This window comes from Luteimonas sp. FCS-9 (assembly GCF_001014645.1).
Classification (GTDB): Bacteria; Pseudomonadota; Gammaproteobacteria; order Xanthomonadales; family Xanthomonadaceae; genus Luteimonas.
Window position 1 is genome coordinate 59,503 of record NZ_LASZ01000009.1, and the last position, 22,419, is coordinate 81,921.

At 72.2% G+C, this 22,419-nt stretch carries 20 protein-coding genes; 9 read left to right on the forward strand and 11 right to left on the reverse strand.

Features of this window, described 5'->3' with window-relative positions; all coding sequences use genetic code 11:
* Window positions 1-17 precede the first annotated feature (17 nt).
* From kdsA to WQ56_RS09720, 3 genes are all read right to left on the reverse strand, one after another.
* Window positions 18-857: a 3-deoxy-8-phosphooctulonate synthase gene (kdsA, locus tag WQ56_RS09710; protein ID WP_047136906.1), complete on the reverse strand. Its 840-nt coding sequence runs from the start codon at window positions 855-857 to the stop codon at window positions 18-20.
* Window positions 854-2,518 carry a CTP synthase gene (locus WQ56_RS09715; protein ID WP_047136982.1) on the reverse strand — a complete coding sequence of 555 codons (1,665 nt, stop codon included), beginning with the start codon at window positions 2,516-2,518 and terminating at the stop codon, window positions 854-856. Before WQ56_RS09715 ends, kdsA begins: the two co-directional genes overlap by 4 nt.
* Before the next feature lie 155 nt (window positions 2,519-2,673).
* Window positions 2,674-2,973 carry a hypothetical protein gene (locus WQ56_RS09720; protein WP_047136907.1) on the reverse strand — a complete coding sequence of 100 codons (300 nt, stop codon included), beginning with the start codon at window positions 2,971-2,973 and terminating at the stop codon, window positions 2,674-2,676.
* Between the two features lie 283 nt (window positions 2,974-3,256).
* Here WQ56_RS09720 and parE point away from each other — a divergent pair, with 283 nt between their 5' ends.
* Together parE and WQ56_RS09730 are read left to right on the forward strand one after the other, a co-directional pair.
* On the forward strand, window positions 3,257-5,146 hold the full coding sequence (gene parE, locus WQ56_RS09725; protein WP_047136908.1) for a DNA topoisomerase IV subunit B: 1,890 nt from the start codon (window positions 3,257-3,259) through the stop codon (window positions 5,144-5,146).
* Window positions 5,147-5,204: 58 nt separating this feature from the next.
* Window positions 5,205-6,122, forward strand: coding sequence for an AEC family transporter (locus tag WQ56_RS09730; protein ID WP_082132321.1), 918 nt, complete (start codon window positions 5,205-5,207; stop codon window positions 6,120-6,122).
* A gap of 14 nt (window positions 6,123-6,136) precedes the next feature.
* Here WQ56_RS09730 and mdtD read toward each other — a convergent pair whose 3' ends face one another.
* Both mdtD and hutG read right to left on the reverse strand, forming a co-directional pair.
* On the reverse strand, window positions 6,137-7,546 hold the full coding sequence (mdtD, locus tag WQ56_RS09735; protein ID WP_047136983.1) for a multidrug transporter subunit MdtD: 1,410 nt from the start codon (window positions 7,544-7,546) through the stop codon (window positions 6,137-6,139).
* Window positions 7,547-7,589: 43 nt separating this feature from the next.
* Window positions 7,590-8,393 (reverse strand): N-formylglutamate deformylase, encoded by an 804-nt coding sequence (gene hutG, locus WQ56_RS09740; RefSeq protein ID WP_047136984.1) that lies wholly within the window; start codon window positions 8,391-8,393, stop codon window positions 7,590-7,592.
* Between the two features lie 498 nt (window positions 8,394-8,891).
* On the opposite strand from hutG, the gene WQ56_RS09745 reads away from it, so the two are divergent.
* The 5 genes from WQ56_RS09745 (at window position 8,892) to WQ56_RS09765 (ending at window position 14,864) form a co-directional block, all read left to right on the forward strand.
* The gene (locus tag WQ56_RS09745) at window positions 8,892-9,986 is read left to right on the forward strand and encodes a LacI family DNA-binding transcriptional regulator (RefSeq protein ID WP_047136910.1); all 1,095 of its coding nucleotides are present in this window, start codon (window positions 8,892-8,894) and stop codon (window positions 9,984-9,986) included.
* The gene (locus WQ56_RS09750; RefSeq protein ID WP_047136911.1) at window positions 9,983-13,345 is read left to right on the forward strand and encodes a GH92 family glycosyl hydrolase; all 3,363 of its coding nucleotides are present in this window, start codon (window positions 9,983-9,985) and stop codon (window positions 13,343-13,345) included. The genes WQ56_RS09745 and WQ56_RS09750 overlap by 4 nt, the downstream gene beginning before the upstream one ends.
* The gene (locus WQ56_RS09755; RefSeq protein ID WP_047136912.1) at window positions 13,342-14,040 is read left to right on the forward strand and encodes a basic secretory protein-like protein; all 699 of its coding nucleotides are present in this window, start codon (window positions 13,342-13,344) and stop codon (window positions 14,038-14,040) included. Before WQ56_RS09750 ends, WQ56_RS09755 begins: the two co-directional genes overlap by 4 nt.
* 108 nt (window positions 14,041-14,148) lie before the next feature.
* The gene (locus WQ56_RS09760) at window positions 14,149-14,379 is read left to right on the forward strand and encodes a CopG family transcriptional regulator (protein WP_047136913.1); all 231 of its coding nucleotides are present in this window, start codon (window positions 14,149-14,151) and stop codon (window positions 14,377-14,379) included.
* The gene (locus WQ56_RS09765) at window positions 14,376-14,864 is read left to right on the forward strand and encodes a TA system VapC family ribonuclease toxin (RefSeq protein ID WP_156170491.1); all 489 of its coding nucleotides are present in this window, start codon (window positions 14,376-14,378) and stop codon (window positions 14,862-14,864) included. Before WQ56_RS09760 ends, WQ56_RS09765 begins: the two co-directional genes overlap by 4 nt.
* A gap of 21 nt (window positions 14,865-14,885) precedes the next feature.
* On the opposite strand, the gene gorA is transcribed toward WQ56_RS09765, so the two are convergent.
* The 4 genes from gorA to WQ56_RS09785 all read right to left on the reverse strand — a co-directional run bounded on the left by gorA (window position 14,886) and on the right by WQ56_RS09785 (window position 19,294).
* Window positions 14,886-16,265: a glutathione-disulfide reductase gene (gorA, locus tag WQ56_RS19310; RefSeq protein WP_047136914.1), complete on the reverse strand. Its 1,380-nt coding sequence runs from the start codon at window positions 16,263-16,265 to the stop codon at window positions 14,886-14,888.
* A complete protein-coding gene (locus WQ56_RS19315; RefSeq protein WP_047136986.1) occupies window positions 16,262-17,509 on the reverse strand; it encodes an FAD-dependent oxidoreductase in 1,248 nt (415 codons plus the stop codon). The genes gorA and WQ56_RS19315 overlap by 4 nt, the downstream gene beginning before the upstream one ends.
* Entirely contained in the window at window positions 17,506-18,744 is a 1,239-nt protein-coding gene (locus WQ56_RS09780; RefSeq protein WP_047136915.1) for a DUF418 domain-containing protein, read from the reverse strand. The genes WQ56_RS19315 and WQ56_RS09780 overlap by 4 nt, the downstream gene beginning before the upstream one ends.
* Window positions 18,745-18,814: 70 nt before the next feature.
* Complete coding sequence (locus WQ56_RS09785; RefSeq protein WP_047136916.1) at window positions 18,815-19,294, reverse strand: peptidylprolyl isomerase; 480 nt, start codon at window positions 19,292-19,294, stop codon at window positions 18,815-18,817.
* A 92-nt stretch (window positions 19,295-19,386) separates the two neighbouring features.
* On the opposite strand from WQ56_RS09785, the gene WQ56_RS09790 reads away from it, so the two are divergent.
* Together WQ56_RS09790 and WQ56_RS09795 are read left to right on the forward strand one after the other, a co-directional pair.
* Window positions 19,387-19,962, forward strand: a complete 576-nt coding sequence (locus tag WQ56_RS09790) for a C40 family peptidase (protein WP_047136917.1) — start codon at window positions 19,387-19,389, stop codon at window positions 19,960-19,962.
* 108 nt (window positions 19,963-20,070) lie between these two features.
* A complete protein-coding gene (locus WQ56_RS09795; protein ID WP_047136918.1) occupies window positions 20,071-20,727 on the forward strand; it encodes a C40 family peptidase in 657 nt (218 codons plus the stop codon).
* A 311-nt stretch (window positions 20,728-21,038) separates the two neighbouring features.
* Here WQ56_RS09795 and WQ56_RS09800 read toward each other — a convergent pair whose 3' ends face one another.
* Window positions 21,039-21,947 (reverse strand): sensor domain-containing protein, encoded by a 909-nt coding sequence (locus WQ56_RS09800; protein ID WP_047136919.1) that lies wholly within the window; start codon window positions 21,945-21,947, stop codon window positions 21,039-21,041.
* On the reverse strand, window positions 21,944-22,318 hold the full coding sequence (locus tag WQ56_RS09805; protein ID WP_047136920.1) for a PadR family transcriptional regulator: 375 nt from the start codon (window positions 22,316-22,318) through the stop codon (window positions 21,944-21,946). Before WQ56_RS09805 ends, WQ56_RS09800 begins: the two co-directional genes overlap by 4 nt.
* Between the last annotated feature and the right edge of the window lie 101 nt (window positions 22,319-22,419).

A 22,419-nucleotide genomic window follows, 5' to 3' on the forward strand; every position in this document is an offset into this window, starting at 1 on the left:
GCCGGCGATCCGACGCCTCATGCGGTCAGTTCGGCTTCCACGAAACCGGCGCGCTTGGTGACCGCGTCGAGTTCGAGCATGGTCTCCAGCAGCGCGCGCATCCGGTCCAGCGGCCAGGCATTGGGGCCGTCGCTGAGCGCTTCGGCCGGGCGCGGATGGGTCTCCATGAACACGCCGGCGACGCCGACCGCGACGGCCGCGCGCGCGAGCACCGGCACGAATTCGCGCTGGCCGCCGCTGGAGGTGCCCTGCCCGCCCGGCAGCTGCACCGAATGGGTCGCGTCGAACACGACCGGGCAGCCGGTCCCGCGCATCACGGCGAGCGAGCGCATGTCCGAGACGAGGTTGTTGTAGCCGAAGCTCGCACCGCGCTCGCAGACCATGATCGCGTCGTTGCCGGTGGCCTTCGCCTTCTCGACGACCGGCTTCATGTCCCAGGGCGAGAGGAACTGGCCCTTCTTGATGTTGACCGGCTTGCCGGCGCTGCAGACCTTCTTGATGAAGTCGGTCTGGCGCACCAGGAACGCAGGGGTCTGCAGCACGTCGACGACGCTGGCGACCTCGTCCATCGGCGTGTACTCGTGCACGTCGGTGAGCACCGGCACGCCGATCTGGCGCTTGACCTCGGCCAGCACGCGCAGGCCCTCCTCCATGCCGGGGCCGCGGAACGACGTGCCGGACGTGCGGTTGGCCTTGTCGAAGCTCGACTTGAAGATGAAGTTGATGCCGAGACCGGACGTGATCTCCTTGAGCTGGCCGGCGACGTCGAGCTGCAACTGCTCACTCTCGATCACGCAGGGGCCGGCGATCAGGAAAAACGGCTGGTCGAGACCGACCTCGAATCCACAGAGCTTCATGCGTGTGCCTCCTTGAGCAGCTTGCCGCCGGCCTTCTTCTCGCGCGCGGCGCGGACGAAGCCGACGAACAGCGGGTGGCCGGTGCGCGGCGTGGACAGGAACTCGGGATGCGCCTGGCAGGCGATGAACCACGGGTGGTCGGGCAGCTCGATCATCTCGACCAGCAGGTCGTCCATCGATTTGCCGCTGATCACAAGGCCCGCGTCCTCGAGCTGGGTGCGGTAGCGGTTGTTGAACTCGTAGCGGTGGCGGTGGCGCTCGCCGACGACGTCCTTGCCGTAGAGCGCGCGTGCACGGGTGCCGGGCTTGAGCCGCTGCTCCTGCAGCCCCAGGCGCATGGTGCCGCCCAGGTCGCTCGCCTCGCTGCGGCGCTCGAGCTCGCCCGACTGGGTGCGCCACTCGGTGATCAGGCCGATCACCGGATGCGGCGACTGGCGGTCGTTCTCGGTGCTGTTGGCGCCCTCGAGCCCGGCGAGATTGCGGGCCACGTCGACCACCGCGGCCTGCATGCCGTAGCAGATGCCGAAGTACGGCAGGCCGGTCGTGCGTGCGTGTTCGGACGCCAGCACCTTGCCCTCGAAGCCGCGGTCGCCGAAGCCGCCGGGCACGAGCACGCCGTCGACGTCGCCCAGCCACGCGGCGGCGCCGTCGCGCTCGATGTCCTGCGACTCGATCCACTTCAGGCTCACGCGCGTGCGCTGGCGGATGCCGCCGTGCTTGAGCGCCTCGCCGACCGACTTGTAGGCGTCCTTGTGGTCGACGTACTTGCCGACGACCGCGATCATGACCTCGTCGAGCGGGTGCTCGACCGCCTCGACGACGTCGAGCCACTCCGACAGGTCGGCGGTCGGCGCGGCCTTGGCGTCCAGGCCCAGGCGCTGGACGATCAGCTGGTCCAGGCCCTGCGCGTGCAGCCACATCGGGATCTTGTGGATGTTGTCGAGGTCGACCGCCGAGATCACCGCCTTTTCGGAGACGTTGGTGAACGAGGCGATCTTGCGCCGCTCGCCGTCGGGCAGCGGCTGCTCGCTGCGGCACAGCAGCACGTCGGGCTGGATGCCGATCGAGCGCAGCTCCTTGACCGAGTGCTGGGTGGGCTTGGTCTTCAGCTCGCCGGCCGCGGCGATGAACGGCACCAGCGTCAGGTGCATGAACACCGCCTTCTCGCTGCCGCGGTCGGTGCGGATCTGGCGGATCGCCTCGAGGAACGGCAGCGACTCGATGTCGCCGACCGTGCCGCCGATCTCCACCAGCGCCACGTCGTAGCCCTGCGTGGCCTGGTCGATCGCGCGCTTGATCGCATCGGTGATGTGCGGGATCACCTGCACCGTCGCGCCGAGGTAGTCGCCGCGACGCTCCTTGCGGATCACGCTCTCGTAGATCTTGCCGGTCGTGATCGAGTTCTTGCCCGACAGCCGGACGTTGATGAAGCGCTCGTAGTGCCCCAGGTCCAGGTCGGTCTCGGCGCCGTCGTCGGTCACGTAGACCTCGCCGTGCTGGAACGGGCTCATCGTGCCCGGATCGACGTTGATGTAGGGATCGAGCTTCATCATCGTCACCCGCAGGCCGCGGGCTTCGAGGATGGCGGCCAGGGACGCTGCGGCGATGCCCTTCCCGAGGGAAGAGACCACGCCGCCGGTCACGAATACGAGCGGAGTGATGGAGCTGGTGGGGAGCGTCATGGGAACAGCGGTCGCTGGAAAGCCCCATTCTACAGGCTGCGGCGGCGCAGCGCCGGCGCAAGGGGCCCGGACGTGCGAACGCCCCGGCGGGCCGGGGCGTTCGGGCGGGTCGGCGGGCGACGGCCCGCCACGGGTCATCCCGGATCGTCGTCCTGGTCGGTGGTGCGCTCGGCCTGGGCCTCGGCAGCTGCCGCCTCGGCCTCGGCCTGCGCATCCTGCGCCTCGTTGACCGCATCGGCCGCGTAGGTCTCGGCCGCCGCGCTCTCGGCCGCCTGGGCCGCCGCCTCGGCGGTCTGCGCATCCTGCTCGGCTTGCTGCGCCGCAGCTTCCGCCTGGCGGACCTGCTGCTGGACATCCTGGGCGTCCTGCGCAAACGCAGGGGCGGCGAAGGCCGTGGCGACGACGGCGGCGAACAGCACGGTGCGGGTCTTCATAAGGCGGATCTCCGTCTGCGGGACTGGTCCCGGATGCATACCTCGATGGTCGGATGCGCCGGCGTCGCGGCGCGATGTGCCACGGACGTGGCGACGGATCCACCGTAGCCACGCCCAACCGGCCCCGGACTGAACAACCGGCGCCTTACGTCCCATGCACTCAGGCTTAACGCAACCGGAACCGGTTACATCGCGCCGCGCCGCGCTTTCCCGCATCCGGCGCGCGGGATCGGCACAGGCGCAATTCCATTACCATGCGCCGACCTCCCCGCAGCATCGCCGCATGAACAACCGCTACAACGCCGCCGACATCGAAGTGCTTTCTGGCCTGGACCCGGTCAAGCGCCGCCCCGGCATGTACACCGACACCGCGCGCCCGAACCACCTGGCGCAGGAGGTCATCGACAATGCCGTCGACGAGGCGCTGGCCGGCCATGCCCGCGGCATCGAGGTCCGGCTGTACGCCGACGGCAGCTGCGAGGTCGCCGACGACGGTCGCGGCATGCCGGTGGACATCCATCCCGAGGAGAAGATCCCCGGCGTCGAACTGATCCTCACGCGGCTGCACGCCGGCGGCAAGTTCAACAACCGCAACTACACCTTCAGCGGCGGCCTGCACGGCGTCGGCGTGAGCGTGGTCAACGCGCTCTCGACGCTGGTCGAGGTGCACATCAAGCGCGAGGGCAGCGAGCACCGCATCACCTTCCGCGACGGCGACCGCGCCACGCCGCTGGAAGTGGTCGGCAGCGTCGGCCGCAAGAACACCGGCACGCGCGTGCGCTTCTGGCCCGATCCGAAGTACTTCGACTCGCCGAAGTTCAGCGTACGGGCGCTGCGCCACCTGCTGCGCGCCAAGGCGGTGCTGTGCCCGGGCTTGCGCGTCACCTTGCACGACGAGGCCAGCGGCGAGCGCGACGAGTGGTACTACGAGGACGGCCTGCGCGACTACCTGCGCGGCGCGCTCGAGGGACGCGAACTGCTGCCGCCCGAGCTGTTCGTCGGCGGGCTGGGCCGGGAGACCGAGACCGTCGACTGGGCGGTCGCGTGGCTGCCCGAGGGCGAACTGGTGCAGGAGAGCTACGTCAACCTGATCCCGACCGCCCAGCACGGCACCCACGTCAACGGCCTGCGTACCGGCTTCACCGATGCGCTGCGCGAGTTCTGCGACTTCCGCAGCCTGTTGCCGCGCGGGGTCAAGCTCGCGCCCGAGGATGTCTGGGACCGCGTCGCGTTCGTGCTGTCGCTGAAGATGACCGACCCGCAGTTCAGCGGCCAGACCAAGGAGCGGCTGTCGTCGCGCCAGGCGGCGGGCTTCGTCGAGGGCGCCGCGCACGACGCGTTCTCGCTGTGGCTCAACCAGCATGTCGAGCTCGGCGAGCGGATTGCGCAGTTGGCGATCGAGCGCGCCAGCGCGCGGCTGAAGACCGAGAAGCAGATCGTCCGCAAGAAGGTCACCCAGGGCCCCGCCCTGCCCGGCAAGCTCGCCGACTGCATCAGCCAGGATCTGTCGCGCACCGAGCTGTTCCTGGTCGAGGGCGATTCGGCCGGCGGCAGCGCCAAGCAGGCGCGCGACAAGGATTTCCAGGCGATCCTGCCGTTGCGCGGCAAGATCCTCAACACCTGGGAAGTGGCCAGCACCACGGTGCTCGGCTCCGAAGAAGTGCACAACCTCGCGGTCGCGATCGGCTGCGACCCGGGCAAGGACGAGATCGCCGGGCTGCGCTACGGCAAGGTCGTGATCCTGGCCGACGCCGACTCCGACGGCCTGCACATCGCCACGCTGCTCAGCGCGCTGTTCCTGCGGCATTTCCCGGCGCTGGTCGCGGCCGGCCACGTGTTCGTCGCGATGCCGCCGCTGTTCCGCGTCGACGTTGGCAAGCAGGTGTTCTACGCGCTCGACGAGGAAGAGAAGCGCCTGCTGCTGGAGAAGATCGCGCGCGAGAAGCTCAAGAGCCAGGTCAACGTCACCCGCTTCAAGGGCCTGGGCGAGATGAACCCCTCGCAGCTGCGCGAATCGGCGATCCATCCCGACACCCGCCGCCTGGTCCAGCTGACCGTCGACGACGACCTGCAGACGCGCTCGCTGATCGACATGCTGCTGGCGAAGAAGCGGGCCGGGGATCGGAAGGCGTGGCTGGAAACCAAGGGCGATCTGGCAACGCTGGAAGTCTGACGGCCACCCATCGGACATGCCGCATGCCTAGGCGGGTCGTAGCGCCACGGTGGTCCCGGTGATCGCCCACACCGTCCCGGTGCTGCTGCTGGTGCTGCTCGGCGTCTGGCTGCGCCGCGCGCCGCGTACGCCCGAGGGCTTCTTCCCGGCGATCGAATGGTTCACGTTCTACGTCGCGTTCCCGGCATTGCTGTTCGTCAACACCGCGCAACTGGACGTCTCCGGCGCCCAGCTGCGCGACCTGACCGCGGCCACGCTGCTGCCGACGCTGCTGTTCGCCGCCGCCGTCGCGCTGGTGCTGCCATTGGCCCGTGGCCTGCCCGATGCCAGCCGGTCCTCGGTGATCCAGGGCGCGACCCGGCCGAGCACCTACTTCGGCCTGTCGGTCGCCGCGCTCGTGTTCGAGCGCGAGACCGCCGCGCTGGTGATGCTGGCACTGGCGATCTGCCTGCCGGCGGTCAACGTGATCGCGGTGGTGGCGCTGACCCGCTGGAGCGGGCGGCCGGCCGGTCCGGGGCGGATCGCGCGCGCCCTGGCGGGCAATCCGATCATCGTCGCGACCGCCGCCGGTGCGGCGGTCAACCTGTCCGGGCTGCCGCTGCCGGGCGCACTTGTCCACGCCCTGGATATCCTGGGCGCCGCCGCGCTCGCGCTCGGCCTGGTCTGCGTCGGCGGCGGCCTGGTGTTCGACTGGTCGGCGTCGCGGCCGGCGGCGCTGGCCGCGACCTCGGCGCTCAAGCTGCTGGCGCTGCCCCTGGTCGCGGTGTCCGCCTGCCGCCTGCTCGGCGCCAGCGAGGCGGTGACCGCGGCCAGCTGCTTCTATGCCGCGCTGCCGACGGCGTCCAATGCCTACATCATGGCGCGCCAGATGGGCGGCGACGCGCCGCTGATGGCCGCGCTGATCACGCTGCAGACCCTGCTGGCGGTGGTCACGGTGCCGCTGGCGATGCGACTGCCGGCCTGGTTCGCGGGCTGACCCGCAGGGGCGGCTCAGCCCTGCTCGGCCTGCCCGACGGCCTGCTCGGGAATGCGCCGCGTGCGCCCGAGCTGGGCGAAGATCCCCGCCGACACCAGGGTCAGCACACCGACGCAGACGAACGTCCAGCGGAACGCCGCGATGACCGGCTCGCCGCCGCCCGACTCGCCGAACGCGGCCAGCAGTCCGCCGGCGGTCGCGACCCCGAGGCTCATCGCGAGCATCATCACCATCGACAGCAGGCCGTTGCCCGCGCTGGCGTGCTCGCCGTCGAGGTCGCGCAACGTCAGCGTGTTCATCGCAGTGAACTGCAGCGAGTTGACCGCGCCGAAGCACGCGAACTGGACGATCTGCAGCCACAACGGCTGGCCCGGCTGGACCAGCGCGAAGCTCGCCATCGCAAGGCCCGTCAGCACGGTGTTGACGACCAGCACGCGGCGGTAGCCGAAGCGCTGCACCAGCGGCACCACGATGCGCTTGGAGAACATGCCCGCGACCACGACCGGGATCATCATCATGCCCGCGCGCGCCGGCGCCACGCCCAGTCCGACCTGCAGCAGCAGCGGGATCAGGTACGGCATGCCGCCGCTGCCCAGTCGCGCGAACAGGTTGCCGAGCACGCCGACGCTGAAGCTGCGCACGCGGAACAGCGACAGCGGGAACAGCGGCGCCGCCGTACGCGCGGCATGCAGCCAGTAGGCGACCAGCGCGCCGAGGCCGGCGACCAGCAGCACCACCAGCGCCGCGCCGTGGGCGGCGTGACCCGACAGCGCGTCGACCGACAGCGACACCGCCGCCATGCCGAACGCCAGCAGGCAGTAGCCGAGCAGGTCGAAGCGCGAGACCGCCGCACGCAGGTCGGGCATCAGCCGCAGCGTGGCGAGTGCGCCGGCGATGCCCAGCGGCAGGTTGATCAGGAAGATCCAGTGCCAGCTCGCGACCTCGACCAGCCAGCCACCGAGCGAAGGGCCGATCAGCGGACCGATCAGCCCCGGCACGGTGACGAAGGTCATCGCGGCGAGGAACTCGGTGCGCGGCACCGCGCGCAGCACCGCGAGCCGGCCGATCGGCAGCAGCATCGCGCCGCCCACGCCCTGCAGCACGCGCGCGGCGACCAGCGCCTGCAGCGTCTGCGACAGCGCGCAGGCGAGCGAGCCGGCGGTGAACACGACGATCGCGGCCAGGAACACGCGCCGGGTGCCGAAGCGGTCGGCCAGCCAGCCCGAGGCCGGGATCAGCACCGCGACGGTCAGCGCGTAGGCCACGACCACCGCCTGCATCCGCAGCGGCGACTGGTCGAGGCTGGCGGCCATCGCGGGCAGCGCGGTGTTGACGATCGTGGTGTCCAGCATCTGCATGAACACCGCGGCCGCGACCAGCCACAGCATCGGCCGGTGGGGGCGCAAAGCTTCGGACTGGCTCATGCCGGCCAGCATGCCGTCAACGCCGTCATGGCACCGCCAAGCGTCACCCGGTCCGGCTGCCCCGCGCGTGCGCGATCGCGGTTTCGAGCAGTCGGCGCAGCAGCGGCTGCAGCGCCTCGGCCCGCGCCGGATCCCAGTCGAAGCCGGCCTCGTCCATGTAGCAGCGCTGGCTGATCTCCAGCTGCACCGCCTCGATGCCGTCTTCGGGCGCGGCGTAGTGGCGGGTGATGTGGCCGCCGCGGAAGCGCCCGTTCGCGACCCAGCCGTAGTCGGCCTGGTCGGCGAGCAGCGTCGAGATCCGCGCCTCCAGCGCCAGCGTGCAGCTGGTGCCGCCGGCCGTGCCGAGGTTGAGGTCTGGCAGCCGGCCCTCGAACAGGAACGGCAGCGTGCCGCGGATCGAATGCCCCTCCCACAGCACGACGCGCCGGTGCCGGGCGCGCAGGCGGTCGAGCTCGTCGCGCAGCGCCGCGTGGTAGGGCCGCCAGTAGCGGTCGACCCGCGCCGCGATCTCGGCCGCATCCGGCGCCGCGCCGTCCAGGTAGACCGGCCCGCCGTCGAAGCGCACCCGCGGGCAGAGCCCGGTGGTGTTCTGCCCGGGATACAGCGAGGCGTCGTCCTCGGGGCGGTTGAGGTCGATCACGTAGCGCGAGTAGCGCGGTACCAGCACCGAGGCGCCGAGCGCGCGCGCGAACGCGTACAGCCGCGAGACATGCCAGTCGGTGTCGGGCACGGCCCGGGCCTCGGGCGTGAGCCGCTGCGCGATGTCGTCCGGCAGCCGGGTGCCGTCGTGCGGCAGGCTGACCAGCAGCGGCGCGGTGCCGCGATGGAGTTCGAGGATGTCGGCCATGCCCCATTGTAGGCCGCTCCCCGCGGGCGGCGTCCGGCGGCAGGTCCACCGACCATCCCCCTGCACCGAGCGGCCCAGCGCGTCGTACAGGCCGCGGTCGTAGAACGGCCAGTGGCCGTCGGTGCGGTCCAGCAGCGGGCGGCGGGCGGCGATGTTGTTGACCGACAGCAGCATCCCGGAGCGGTCGCCGAAGCGCGGACGACGGACGACGCCGGCGCGGGTACGGCGCCGCGGTACAGGATCGCGTCGCACCTGTCGCCACGCCGCGGCACCACCGGACGGTCCGGCAGACCGCGAATGATCGGGCGATGCGGCCGCTCGGCGACGCCCGGATTCGATTAAATCGTTAAAAACCATTGCCAGCATGGCACTGCGACATGCTTTCGCGCGCCCGACCCGCGTCTATACGGCTCTGCACGGCCACCCGGTGTTGCGGCGCGGTTTGCCAAGCGCACGGTTCTTCTGCACGATCGGCCCCACCCTTAAAACGATCCAGCCATGACCCGACCCGAACCGCGCCGACGGGTGACCCTGGCCGACATCGCACGCGCCTGCGGTGTGTCGCCGGCGACGGTCTCGCTGGTGCTCGGCGGCAGCCCGGTCGTCGCCGCGCAGACCCGACGCCGTGTGGAAGCCGAAATCCGCCGCCAGGGCTACGTCTACAACCGCAGCGCGGCGAACCTGCGCCGCAAGATCTCCACCAGCGTCGCACTCGTCGTCAACGACCTGTCCAACCCGTTCGTCGCGGAGTTCGCCGCGGGCGTCGACGAAGCGCTGGCCGCTGCCGGCTGCGTGATGCTGCTGGGCAGCAGCGGCGAGTCGGTGGAGCGCCAGCGCGCGGTGCTGGCGTCGCTGGTCGAGCATGGACCGGCGGGCGTGATCCTGACGCCTGCCGACGGCACCCGCGCCGACGACCTGCGTCCCGTCGTCGGGCTGCACACGCCGCTGCTGCTGTTCAACCGCGAGGTCGCCGACGGCGACTGGGACTACCTGGGTGCCGACAACGCCGCCGGCGCGCGACTGGCGACCGAGCACCTGCTCGCCCAGGGCCACCGGCGCATCGCGTTCTTCGGCGGCAGCCGCACCTCGAGCTCGTTCCGCCAGCGCGCGGACGGCTATCGCACCGCGCTCGCCGACGCCGGCGTGACGCCCGAGCCGCAGTGGGTCGTCGAATGCCCGCCGACCCGGGTCGCCGCGAGCCTGGCGACGTCGGCGCTGTTCGCGCGCGACCCGGCGCCCACGGCCGTGGTCGCCTACAACGACGGCGTCGCGTTCGGGCTGATGATGGGCCTGCGCGCGCGCAATATCGCGCCCGGTCGGGACTTCGCGATCACCGGCTTCGACGACACGCCCGAGGCCTGCGCACAGGTGCCGGCACTGACGACGCTGGCCACCGCGCCGCGCGCGCTCGGCCGCCAGGCGGTGGACATCGTGCTCGCGCGCGGTCGTGCGCCCGATGCCCCGCAGCGCACGACGATCGCGGCGGTGCACCTGGTCGAGCGCGACAGCTCGTTGACCTACGCGCACGCGCCCGACGACCGCGGCACGCGCACGTCCGCACCGCGCCCTCGCGACAGGAGCGAACCGGCATGACCCGCAACCCCGTCCCTCGCGTGTTGGGGACCTGCGCGCTCGTCGCCGCGTTCGCGCTGCCGGCGCAGGCACGCGACACCGGCTTCGCCAGTTCGTTCGAGCGCGGGCAGCCGCAGCCGGCGGCGTCGGCCGAGGCCCGCATCGACGTGCGCGTGGGCGACGGCCCCGAGGCGCCGTACGCCGCGCGCGCGGGCGCCGGCTACAGCGGCCTGCACGCGCTGCGCTACGTGGCCGCGGCGCCGGGCCGTCGCCGGCTGTTCGACGTCGACGTGACCGTCGAGGCCGACACCGAACTGTCGTGGCTGGCGCTGCCGGAGATCATCGACGGCGACACCACGGCCTCGACCTGGGTGTCGCTGGACCTGGTGTTCGACGACGGCAGCCGGCTGTCGGCCAGCGACGCGCGCGACCAGCACGGCGTCGCGCTCGGCGCGCATGCGCAGGGCGCGTCGAAATCGCTGTACCCGCAGCAATGGGCGCGCAAGGCGGTGCGCCTGGGCGACGTGCCGGCGCTGCACGGCCGGCGCGTGGTCGCGATCGAGCTCGATGTGCAACCGCCCGACGGCGTACCGGCACGCGGCTGGATCGACGACGTCGCGCTGGCACGGGTCGCGCGCACGGTGCCGGCGCATCCCAGCGACTGGGTGCTCACGACCCGCGGCACCCAGTCCAATGGCCGTTTCTCGCGCGGCAACAACATCCCGGCGACCGCGGTGCCGCATGGCTTCAACTTCTGGACGCCGGTGACCGACGCCGGCGTGCTGAACTGGCTCTACCGCTGGAACGAGCACAACGATGCGGCCAACCGCCCACGGCTGCAGGCGCTGGCGCTCAGCCACCAGACCAGCCCGTGGATGGGCGACCGCCAGACCTTCCAGGTCATGCCGTCGTCGGCGCGCGGCGTGCCCGACGCCGACCGCATCGCGCGGTCGTTGCCGTTCGCGCGCGAGACCGAGACCGCGCGCCCGCACCTGTACCGCGTGCGCTTCGACAACGGTATCGAGACGGCGCTCGCACCGACCGACCATGCGGCGGTCTTCGAGTTCGCGTTCCCGGAAGGCGGCGACGCGAACCTGCTGTTCGACAACGTCGACGACCGCGGCGGCCTGCAGCTCGACCCCGCCACCGGCACGCTGGCCGGCCACACCGACGTGCGCAGCGGGCTGTCGACCGGCGCGACGCGCATGTTCGTGGTCGCGCGCTTCGACAGGCCGTGGCGCAACAGCGGCACGATCGACACCGGCCGGCCGACCGGCTACGTCAAGTTCGACGTCGACGCCACGCGTACCGTCCGCATGCACGTCGCGACCTCGCTGATCTCGATCGAGCAGGCCTGGCACAACCTCGCGCTGGAGATCGCCGAGGCCGACACCGTCGCCAGCGTCTCCGAACGTGCCCGCGGACAGTGGGACGCACTGCTGGGACGGATCGAGGTCGACGGCGCCAGCGACGACCAGCGCACCACGCTCTACTCCAACCTCTACCGACTGTTCCTGTACCCCAACAGCGGCGCCGAGAACGCCGGCACCGCCGCGCGGCCCGACTGGCGCTACGCCAGCCAGATGAGCAGCGCCGACGACAACGCGCAGGGCAATGCGCAGCGCAGCTTCGCGCCGGTGCGCGACGGCCGGATCGTCGTCAACAACGGCCTGTGGGACACCTTCCGCACTGCGTGGCCGGCCTACACGCTGTTCGCGGCCGACGAGGCCGGCGGACTCGTCGACGGCTTCCTCGAGCAGTACCGGGCCGGTGGCTGGCTGGCGCGCTGGTCCTCGCCCGGCTACGCCGACCTGATGGTCGGCACCAGCACGGACGTCGCCTTCGCCGATGCCTGGCGCAAGGGCGTGAGCGGCTTCGACCCGGTGCTGGCCTACGAGGCGGCGCGCAAGAACGCGACGGTCGTGCCGCCCAGCCGCCACGTCGGCCGCAAAGGCATGGCCGAAGCGACGTTCCGCGGCTACGCCGACACCCGCGTGCCGGAGGGCATGTCGTGGACGATGGAGGGCGCGCTCAACGACTTCGGCATCGCCGGCATGGCGCAGGCGCTGGCCGAGCGCGCCGACACGCCACAGGCCCGACGCCGCTACGACGAGGAGGCCGAGTACTTCCGCTACCGTGCGGCGGCCTACGCGCAGCTGTTCGACCGGCAGGCCGGCTTCTTCCAGGGCCGCGACGCCGAGGGCGCCTGGCGGGTGCCGTCCGCGCAGTACGACCCGCGGGTGTGGGGCCACGACTACACCGAATCCAACGGCTGGACGTTCGCGTTCACCGCGCCGCACGACGGCAACGGCCTGGCCGCACTCTACGGCGGCCGCGAAGCGCTGGCGGCCAAGCTCGATGCGTTCTTCGCCACGCCCGAAACGGCGGACCCGGCGCTGGTCGGCGCCTATGGCGGCGTGATCCACGAGATGACCGAGGCGCGCGACGTGCGCATGGGCATGTACGCGCACAGCAACCAGCCCGCGCACCACATCCCGTGGATGTACCTGTACGCCGGCCAGCCGTGGAAGACCCAGCGCATCGTGCGCGAGGCGCTGGCGCGGCTGTACCTGGGCAGCGAGATCGGCCAGGGCTACCCGGGCGACGAGGACAACGGCGAGATGTCGGCCTGGTACCTGTTCGCGGCGCTGGGCCTGTATCCGCTGCGCATGGGCGCGCCCGAATATGTGATCGGCTCGCCGCTGTTCGAGCACGCGCGCGTGCGGCTGGGCGAAGGCCGGACGCTGGAGGTGCGCGCGATCGACCACGCGCCGCGCAACGTCTACGTGCAGTCGCTGACCGTGAACGGCCGACCGTGGCATCGCAGCTGGATCCCGCACGAGATCGTCGCGGCCGGTGCCACGCTGGAGTTCCGCATGGGACCCGAGCCCTCGACCTGGGGCAGCCGCCCCGAGGATGCGCCGCCGTCGCTGACGCCGGCCGGCCAGGCGCCGACGACGCTGGCCGATCTCGCGACGCCCGGCGCGCGGGCCGCGCTCGCCGACGGCACCGCAGCCGGGGCGCTGCTCGACGACGACGCCACGACCGACCTGTGGCTGCGCGGCGACGACGCCACGGTCGAGGTCGCGCTGCCGCAGGCCGCCCGCGCGCACTTCTATACGCTGACCTCGGGCGAGCGCCCGGTCCGCGACGCCGCGTGGACGCTCGAGGCGCGTCGCGGCGACGGCGCCTGGCGCACGCTCGACATCCGCCGGGCCGAGTCCTTCGACTGGCCGCGCCAGACGCGCCCGTTCCGCATCGGGTCGCCCGGCGACTTCGACGCCTACCGCGTGCGCTTCTCCGCGCCCGGCCGCCTGCAGCTGGCGGAGATCGAGCTGCTCGCCCCCCACGTGCCCGTTCCGCTGGAGACCCGCCGATGATCCGGTCCGCCCGCCTGCTTCCGCTGCTGTGCCTGCTGCCGCTGGCGACCGCCGCGGCCACCGAGACCACGATCGAGCGCGACGGCGTGACGCTCGTCTATCGCGATGCGTCCGACGCGCTCGACGCCACGATGCGCGCGCGCATCGTCGAGACGTTCTTCTCCGCGTACGCGCGCCAGCGCGCGGACTTCAACCCCGCGGCGGCGGACGCCGTCGACATCGTCATCGACGCCGGCTACGACGGCGTCGCCTTCGTCGACAACAAGGGCCACGCGACGATGACGATCAACCCGGCCTGGCTCGTCGAGCGGCCGGGCGATGTCGACCTGGTCACGCACGAGGCCATGCACATCGTGCAGGCCTACCCCGGCTATGGCGTAGGCGCGCCGGTCTGGCTGACCGAGGGGATCGCCGACTACGCGCGCGACCGCTACGGCCTCGACAATGCGGCCAGCGGCTGGGCCCTGCCCGACGCCGTCGCGGACGACCACCGCCACGACACCGGCTACCGCGTCAGCGGCGCGTTCCTCAAGTGGGCCGACGCCGCGCACCCGGGCCTGGTCCGCCGGCTCGACGCCGCGCTGCGGGCCGGCGCGTACACGCCCGACACCTGGGCCGCGCTGACCGGCGAAACGATCGAGGCGACCTGGTCGCGATACGCGCAGGCGCGAGCGGACGGGCGCGACGCACGATAGACGCGACATCTGCGGCGGACGCGCAGCCCTGTGGCGCACCTGGCGCCCGCTTGCAAGCCGATGCTTGATGCGTGATGCTTGATGCAGCCCGTTCGCGGAGTGCCGGCCATGCGCACCACCCTTTCGCTCGACGACGACGTACTCGCCGCTGCCCGCGCGCTCGCCCAGGCGCAGGGTCGCAGCCTCGGGGAAGTGGTGTCCGAACTCGCCCGCAAGGGCCTGAGGCCGGCCGCGCCCGCCCCGCGCTACCGCAACGGGATCCCGCTGCTGCCGGCGCGGCCCGGTGCCGACCGGGCGACGCTCGAGCTGGTGAACCGGCTCCGGGACGAGGCCCCGTGACGGCGGCCCGGCATCGGGTCGCGGAGCGTGCGCCCGGCTGGCCGCCGGGCGCGCCGGTCCACCTGCTCGACGTCAACGTGCTGCTCGCGCTGATCGACCCCCTGCACGCCCACCACGACCGCGCCCACGACTGGTTCGCCGAGGAAGGCGCGCAGGGCTGGGCCTCATGCCCGATCACCCAGAACGGCGCGCTGCGGATCATGGCCAACCCGCGCTATCCCAACCCGGCCGGCTCGGTCGCCGAGGCCGCGCAGGTGCTGGCCGGCCTGTGCGCGCACCCGGCGCACCGCTTCTGGCCCGACGCGTTGAGCCTGCTCGATGCGTCGCACGTCGCGCACGACCGGCTGCTGTCCTCGGGCCAGGTCACCGATACCTATCTGCTGGCGCTCGCGGTCCGGATGGGCGGACGGCTGGCCAGCTTCGATCGCAGGCTGGTCGTCGATGCGGTCCGCGGCGGCGCCGAGGCCCTGCGCCTGTTGCCCTGAACGCCCGGCCCGCGCAGCCGGTCAGCGCATCAGCACCACTTCCTCGGCGCTGGTGGGATGGATCGCGATGGTGTCGTGGAAATCGTCCAGCGTGGCGCCCATCTTCAGCGCGACGGCGAAGCCCTGCAGGATCTCGTCGGCGGCGTCGCCGAGCAGGTGCAGGCCGACCACGCGGCGCGACTCGCCGATGCAGACCAGCTTGAACAGGCTGCACTGCGGCGTGTCGGCCAGCGCCTCGATCATCGGGCGGAAGCGGCTGGTGTACACGTGCACGTCGTCGCCGTGGCGCTCGCGCGCCTGGGCCTCGGTGAGCCCGACCATCGCCAGCGGCGGATGGGAAAAGATCGCGCTGGGCACGTTGTCCGGATCGAGCCGGGCCTCGGGCCGGCCGCCGAACAGCCGGTCGCAGAGCCGACGCGCGGCCGCGATCGCGACCGGCGTGAGCGCAGGCCCGCAGCCGCAGATGTCGCCGACCGCGTGCACGCCCGGCGCCGGCGTGTCCTGGAACGCGTCGACCGGCAGGTGCCCCTTCGGGTCGGGCACGATCCCCACGCGATCCAGGCCCAGATCATCGGTATTGGGCCGGCGGCCGGTCGCGAACAGCACTTCGTCGTAGCCGTCGAGCCGCTCGTCGCCATCGGTCTCGATCGCGATCCGCCCGCCGGGCTGACGGTGCAGCGCGCGCGACGCGACGCCCAGCCGAAGCTCCACGCCCTGCTGGCGGTAGTTGTCCTGCAACTGGGCGACCAGTTCGGGCTCGGCCTGGCGCAACAGCCGGCCGTCGCGCACAACCAGGTCGACCTGGCTGCCGAGCGCCTGCAGCACGCCCGCGAGTTCGACTGCGACGTAACCGCCGCCGACGATCGCCACGCGCGACGGCGCCTGCGTCCAGCCGAAGAAATCGTCCGACACCACGCCCAGCGGCGCGCCGGGGATGTCGGGTACGATCGGCCGCGATCCGGTCGCGAGCACGATGTGCGGCGCGCGCAGCAGCGCGCCGTCGGCGGTCTCCACCGTGCCCTGCCCGGCCAGCCGGCCGCGCGTGGGCAGCAGCGCCACGCCGTCGCGGTCGAGGCGCCAGCGATAGCTGGCATGGATGTTGTGGATATAGCGCTGGCGGTCGGTCAGGAACGCCGGCCAGTCGAACGTGCGGCGTCCGTCGGCCGGCAGCGCGAAACCCAGCCGCGCCGCGTGGCCGATACGCAACCCGAGGTCGGCGGCCAGCCACATCGCCTTCTTCGGCACGCAGCCGACATTGACGCAGGTCCCGCCGAGCTCGGACGGCTCGAGCAGCGCGACCCGCTGTCCGTGCTCGGCGGCGCGGAAGGCCGCGGCGAGCCCGCCCGAGCCGCCGCCGAGGACGATCAGGTCGAACGCGAGCGCATCGCCGGCCGCGGTCACGCGAACCTCGCCGGCGTGAACGGGGCCGGGTCGAACCCCGGCGGGGTTCCGCGGATCAGATCGCGGATCAGGTGGGCGGTGGCGACACTCATGCTGATGCCGAGCATGCCATGGCCGGTCGCCAGCCAGACGTGACGATGCCCCGGCGCCGGTCCGATCAGCGGCAAGTCGTCGACGCAGACCGGCCGCAGGCCGGTCCAGGTGTCCTCGCGATGCGGCGCCGCCGGCAGGTGCAGGTACTCGCCGGCCGCGCGCTCGATCGCGTCGATCCGAACACGGTTGAGGCTGCGGTCGTGGCCGGCGAACTCCATCGTGCCGCCAAGCCGCAGTCCGGCCTCCCAGACGGTCACGAACACGCTGCGCTCGTGCAGCACAATCGAGCGCGCCGGCGCCGACGGCGGCCGCGCATACGTCATCGAGTAGCCTTTGCCCGGTTGCACCGGCACGCGCAGCCCCAGCCCGCGCGCGACGCCCGGCGACCAGGCGCCGGCGGCCAGCAGCAGGTCGCGGCCGGCGAACCCGCCGCGCGCGGTCGTCACGCGCACGCCGTCGGCGGTCTCCCCGGCCGACAGCACCTCGCAATGCTCCTCCAGCACGCCGCCCGCCGCGCGGAACGCGGTGGCGAGCCCGGCGACGTAGCGGTCGGGCCGCAGCCGCGCATCGCCCGGGAAGCGCACGACGCCGGCGGTGCCCTCGCGCAGCGCCGGCTCCTCGCGCAGCGCACGTGCGCCGTCGATCTGCGACAGCTCGATCCCCAGCTCGCGCAGCGCCCGCCCCTCCGCCTCGAAGGCGTCGAACTGCGCGCGGTCGCGGTAGACGTAGTCGATGCCGGTCGCCGCGAACTCGCAGTCGATGCCGTGGTCGGCGAGCCAGCCGGGAAACGCCGCCCGCGACGCCTGCAGGATCGACGCCCGCGCGCGCATCGCGTGCCGCCAGTCGCGGCGGTTGCAGCGCAGCGCGAAGCCCGCCAGCCACGCCCACAGCGCCGGGTCGAAACGCGGTGCGATGCGCAGCGGCGCGTCGCCGGCGAACAGCCAGCGCAGCGCGCGGGCGATCGTGCCCGGCGCCGCCAGCGGCCCTGCGTGGCTGGGCGTGATCGTGCCGCAGTTGCCGTGCGAGCTGCCGCAACCCGCGGTGCCCGCCTCGAGCACCCGCACCCGGCGCCCGGCCTCGACCAGCGCCAGCCCGCAGGCCAGCCCGATCGCGCCGCCGCCGACGATCAGTACGTCGTCGCGTGGCCTCATGCCATCCCGGACGCGCGCCGCCACTGCGGCCGGTGGCCGTAGGTCGCCCAGCGCCACAGCCATTCCGCCGGCCCGTGGCGGTGCCGGGCCAGCCACGCATGGCTGATCGCCAACTGCAGCGCGAACACCGCCAGCACCAGGCCGGTCTGCGCCGCACGGCCGAGCTCGCCCCACAGCCCGGCGCCGTAGCCGTAGAACAGCAGCGAGCACAGCAGCGACTGGGCCAGGTAGTGCGTCAGCGCCATGCGCCCGGCCGGCGCGAACGCGCGCAGCACCCGCGCGCCGGATGTCGACGTCCACGCCAGCACCAGCAACGCGACGTAGACCAGCGACAGCGGCAGCGCGCCGAGCAGCATCAACCCGCCCGACCCTGCCGCGCGCGGCGCGAGCGGGCCGTCGAACGAGGTCCCCAGCCACACGCCCAGCGCGGTGAACAGCACGCCCGGCGGCAGCGCCCAGCACAGCAGCCGCAGCCAGAACCCGCGATGCGCGGCCGGCGCGCGCAGCCAGCCGCCGCGCAGCAGCCAGCTGCCGATCAGGAATACGCCGGCGATCATCGGAACCTGGAACATCTGGCCCTGCAGGCCGAGCTGCAGGTAGTCGAGGACGCGCCGTTGCGCGACCGCGCCGAAGCTTCCGCCGGGATAGACGCGCTCGGCCGCCTCGCGGCCGGAGGCGATCGCGCCCGCCAGGTCGGCCAGCATCGACTCGGGCACGATGACCAGCACCGCGGCGTTGGCCAGGTAGACCAGGCCCATGCCGCCGTACAGCGCCAGGCCCGCAACGAGCTGCCAGCGCGGCGCGACCTCGCGCATCGCCAGCAGCAGCAGGCCCGCGATCGCATAGCTGTGCAGGATGTCACCCCACCACATCAGTGCGATATGCAGCAGGCCGAACGCCAGCAGCACCGCCTGGCGGCGCAGGAAGACCGGCGCGACCGGCCGTCCGGACGCGGCGATGCGGTCGCTCATCAGCGCGAAGCCCATGCCGAACAGCAGCGAGAACATCGTCCAGAACTTGCCGGCGACGAACACGTGGACGCCCCACGCGACCGCCCGGTCGAGGCCGACGGCGTCGGGCGCGATGCCCGTGCCCATCTCCTGCATCGGCCGCGAGAACCATTCGACGTTCATCGCGAACACGCCCAGCAGCGCGACGCCGCGCAGGGCATCGAGGATGTCCAGCCGCTCGGTGGCGGGCACCGGTCCGAGCGCAGCGTGCCGTGGCGCGTTCATCGCATGTCCCCCTGCCAGCGGATCCGTCCCGGCCGCGCGACGCCTCCCCGCGTCGCGCGCCGTCGCCGGATCAGTGGTGGTGGCCGCCGTCGCCGTGGACGTGGCCGTGCTCGATCTCCTCGGGCGAGGCCTCACGCACCTCGACGATCTCGATGTCAAACGTCAGGTCCTTGCCGGCCATCGGATGGTTCAGGTCGACGTCGACCACGCTCATGCCGACCTTCTCGATCGTCACCGCGCGCGGGCCGAAGCTGGTGTTGAGTACGACCTGCTGGCCGACGCTGAGCTTCTGGTCGCCGAAGTGCTTCTTGGGCACGCGCTGGCTCATGCCCTCGCGACGCTCGCCATAGGCCTCGGCCGCGGTGACGTCGGCCTGGAAGCTCTCGCCGGCCTCGCGGCCGTCCATCGCCTTCTCCAGGCCCGGGATGATGTTGCCGTGGCCGAACAGGATCGCCAGCGGATCGCGATCGCGCGACGTCTCCACCGGCGCCTGGCCGGCCTCCGCGACGCTGTAGTGGAAACGGACGACGCGGTCTTTCTCGATCTTCATTAGGGATACCCGGTGGCGCGGCCGCGAGGCCGCTTGAGGACGATGGCGCAGATGCGGCACGATGCCGGCACTTTCGAAGGCGGAGCGACGTCATGCAGGCAGCGCCGCATTATCCCGACTCGGGTGCGTCCGCGCCAACCGTCCCCGGCCGGCGGCTGGCGGTCGCCGCGCTGGTGCCGGCGCTGCTCGCGCTGGCCGGCTGCGGCGGCCGCGACGTGCGCCCGGCCGCGCCGGCCGCCTCGGCACCGGCGCCGCAACGCGCATGGACGGCGGTCGCCCCGTCGGACCCCGCCGCAGCGAACGCGGTGCTGATGCGCGCGATCAGCCTGGTCGGCACGCCCTACCGCTACGGCGGCAACACGCCCGAGGGCGGCTTCGACTGCAGCGGGCTGGTCAACTACGTGTTCCGCGACATGCTCGACCTGCGGCTGCCTCGCTCCTCGCGCGAGCTCTACGCCTACCAGGGGCCGAAGATCGACGCCGCGCGCCTGGCGCCCGGCGACCTGGTGTTCTTCGGCAGCGGCGGCGCGGTCTCGCACGTGGGCATCTATGTCGGCGAAGGCCGGTTCGTGCACGCCCCGAGCACCGGCGGCACCGTCCGCCTCGACCACTTGGACGGCAGTTACTGGCGCAGCCACTACACCGGCTCTCGACGCGTTCTTCACTGAATTACCAGCCTAAACAGGGGCTTGCGCGTATTCAGTAACTTTCGTTTAACAACTCCTTCGCGCAAACCCGGTAGCTTCCCCCGCTGGTCCGGACGATGTGAAGCCCACGTGACGACGACAGACGCGCCCCTGAACGGCGCTCGCGCCTCCCGCAGCCTCCTCCGCAACACCGCCGCCGCGCTGGTTCTCGCGCTGGCCGCCGCCCCCGCTTTCGCAGGCCCCGGCCTGGCCGCCGACTCGGCCGACCAGATCGAGCAGACCACCTCGGTCGCCAAGGCCATCGCCGCCCCCGCCGCCCAGCTGCAGCAGCCGCAGATGCTGCTGGCCAGCGACATCAACCAGCTGATCGCGATGGACGTCGACAAGCCGGTGCAGGTCGCCGACGGCCGGGTCGAGTCGCTGCTCAAGCGCGCGCTCACCCTGATCGGCACCCCATACCGCTGGGGCGGGTCCAGCCCCGACAGCGGCTTCGACTGCAGCGGCCTGGTCGGCTACGTCTTCCGCACCGCGCTGGGCATCGAGCTGCCGCGCGTCTCGCGCGACATGGCCCAGAACGGCGAGCGGATCGACCGCACCTCGCTGACCGCCGGCGACCTGGTGTTCTTCGGCCGCCGCGGCAACCGCATCGACCACGTCGGCATCTACCTGGGCGAAGGCCGCTTCGTGCACGCCCCGCGCACCGGCAAGGACGTGATGGTCTCCGACCTCGATTCCGGCTACTGGGCCACCCGATTCCAGGTCGCCCGCCGCGTCGCCGGCGTCTGACCCGCCGCGCCACGATGCCCGAAGGCCGCCGAGAGGCGGCCTTTCGCGTTTCCGGGGTCGACGTGACATCGAGTCTGGGTCTGCGCCGCCTTCACGCCCGGGGGCGCCATCTCGCGGGCGACACGTCGACAGGCGACGCCCGGCCGCGCGCAGCGCGTCCAGCAGCGTGGCCGCGAGCTCGAGCGCCCCGCTTGCGCAGTCCCAATGCGGTCTCGCGGCTGCGGTGCTGCGGCTCTCGCCTGGCTCGCGCCGGCCGTGCGTAGTACGACAACACCCGCTCTCGCCCCGACAGCCGCCGAGCATGCCCCGGCTCATGCGAATTGCGCGGACTTGACCAGCAACTGCTTGGCGATCGCGCCGTGCACGCGGCCGATGCCGCGGCACAGGTGCAAGGTCGCGAACAGCAGCAGCACGCCGACGCCAGACAGCAGCGGCAGCAGGAACGGCGCCTGCCGCGGCACGTCGATGCCCGAGATCCAGAGGTTGAGGTTCAAGCCCGGCAGCAGCGCCAGCGGCGCGGCGACCAGCGGCAGCGCGACGCTCAGCAGGCTCACCACCACCGTGAAGTAGACGATGCCCAGCGGCAGCATCAGCAGCATGTACAGCAGCGTGCTCCAGGTCCGCGCGTCGGTGAACATGTCGGCGATGCGCTGGGTCCAGCTGCGGCCGCGCGCCGCGTACAGCGGCCGGCGCGGCATGCGCTCGCCGAGCATGACCTCGACCAGCCGGCCTTCCACCAACGACAGCACCCGCACCGAGCCCAGGAACAGGATCAGCAGCGGGATGCCGACCAGCACGATGACCAGGCCGCCGGAGATCGACAGGCCCAGCACCACCCACAGGAAGTAGAAGATGCCCGTGGCCAGCGACAGCAGCATGTAGAACAGCGCCGACCATGTGCGCGGATCGGCGGCGACGCCGAAGAAGCGCCCGGCCAGCGAGCTGCGCGGCGCCGGCACCGGCGGCCGCAGCGCGGTCTGCACCTTGACCTCGGTGTCGCGGTAGATCTCGGCGACCTCGTCGGGCGCGCCGTAGCTCGAGGCGACCGCGGCGATGACCTCGGCCTCCGAGCGCCCGGGCTGCTCGGCCAATTCCGAGCGCAGGTATTCCTCGGCGTCGTACAGCGCGTCCTGGACCAGCGCCGGGTCGGCACCGGCCAGCGCACGGCGCAGCTGCTCCAGGTATTCGGGGATGCTCTGCGGCAGGCCTTGGGTGTTCATTCGATCATCCCCTCCAGGACGGCGTCGACGGAATCGCGGGTGGCACGCCAGGCGGCGGCCCAGTGGCGCAGGGTCGTCCGCCCTGCCTCGGTGATGCGGTAGTAGCGGCGCGGCGGCCCGGCGTCCGACGGCGCGACGTGGCTGTCGAGCAGCCCCGCGGCACCGAGGTTGCGCAGCACCGGGTACAGCGCGCTCTGCTTGCCGGCGAGCACGCCGTCGAGCCGTTCGAGCCGCTTGGCGATCTGGTAGCCGTACATCGGCTCGGCGCTCGCGCCCAGCACCGCCAGCAGCGCGAGCGACACCGTGCCTGCGCTCAGTTCCTTCTGGAACTTGCGCAGGCCCGCGTCGTCGCCGTCGTCGCTCCCGGTCAATGCCCGCCCCTCCACTCGTTCGACCAGGACTCTATTGCGAACTTCGCTATAGCGAATGTGCCGCTAGTCATGCGGCGGCCCGCGTCGGCCACAATCGGCGC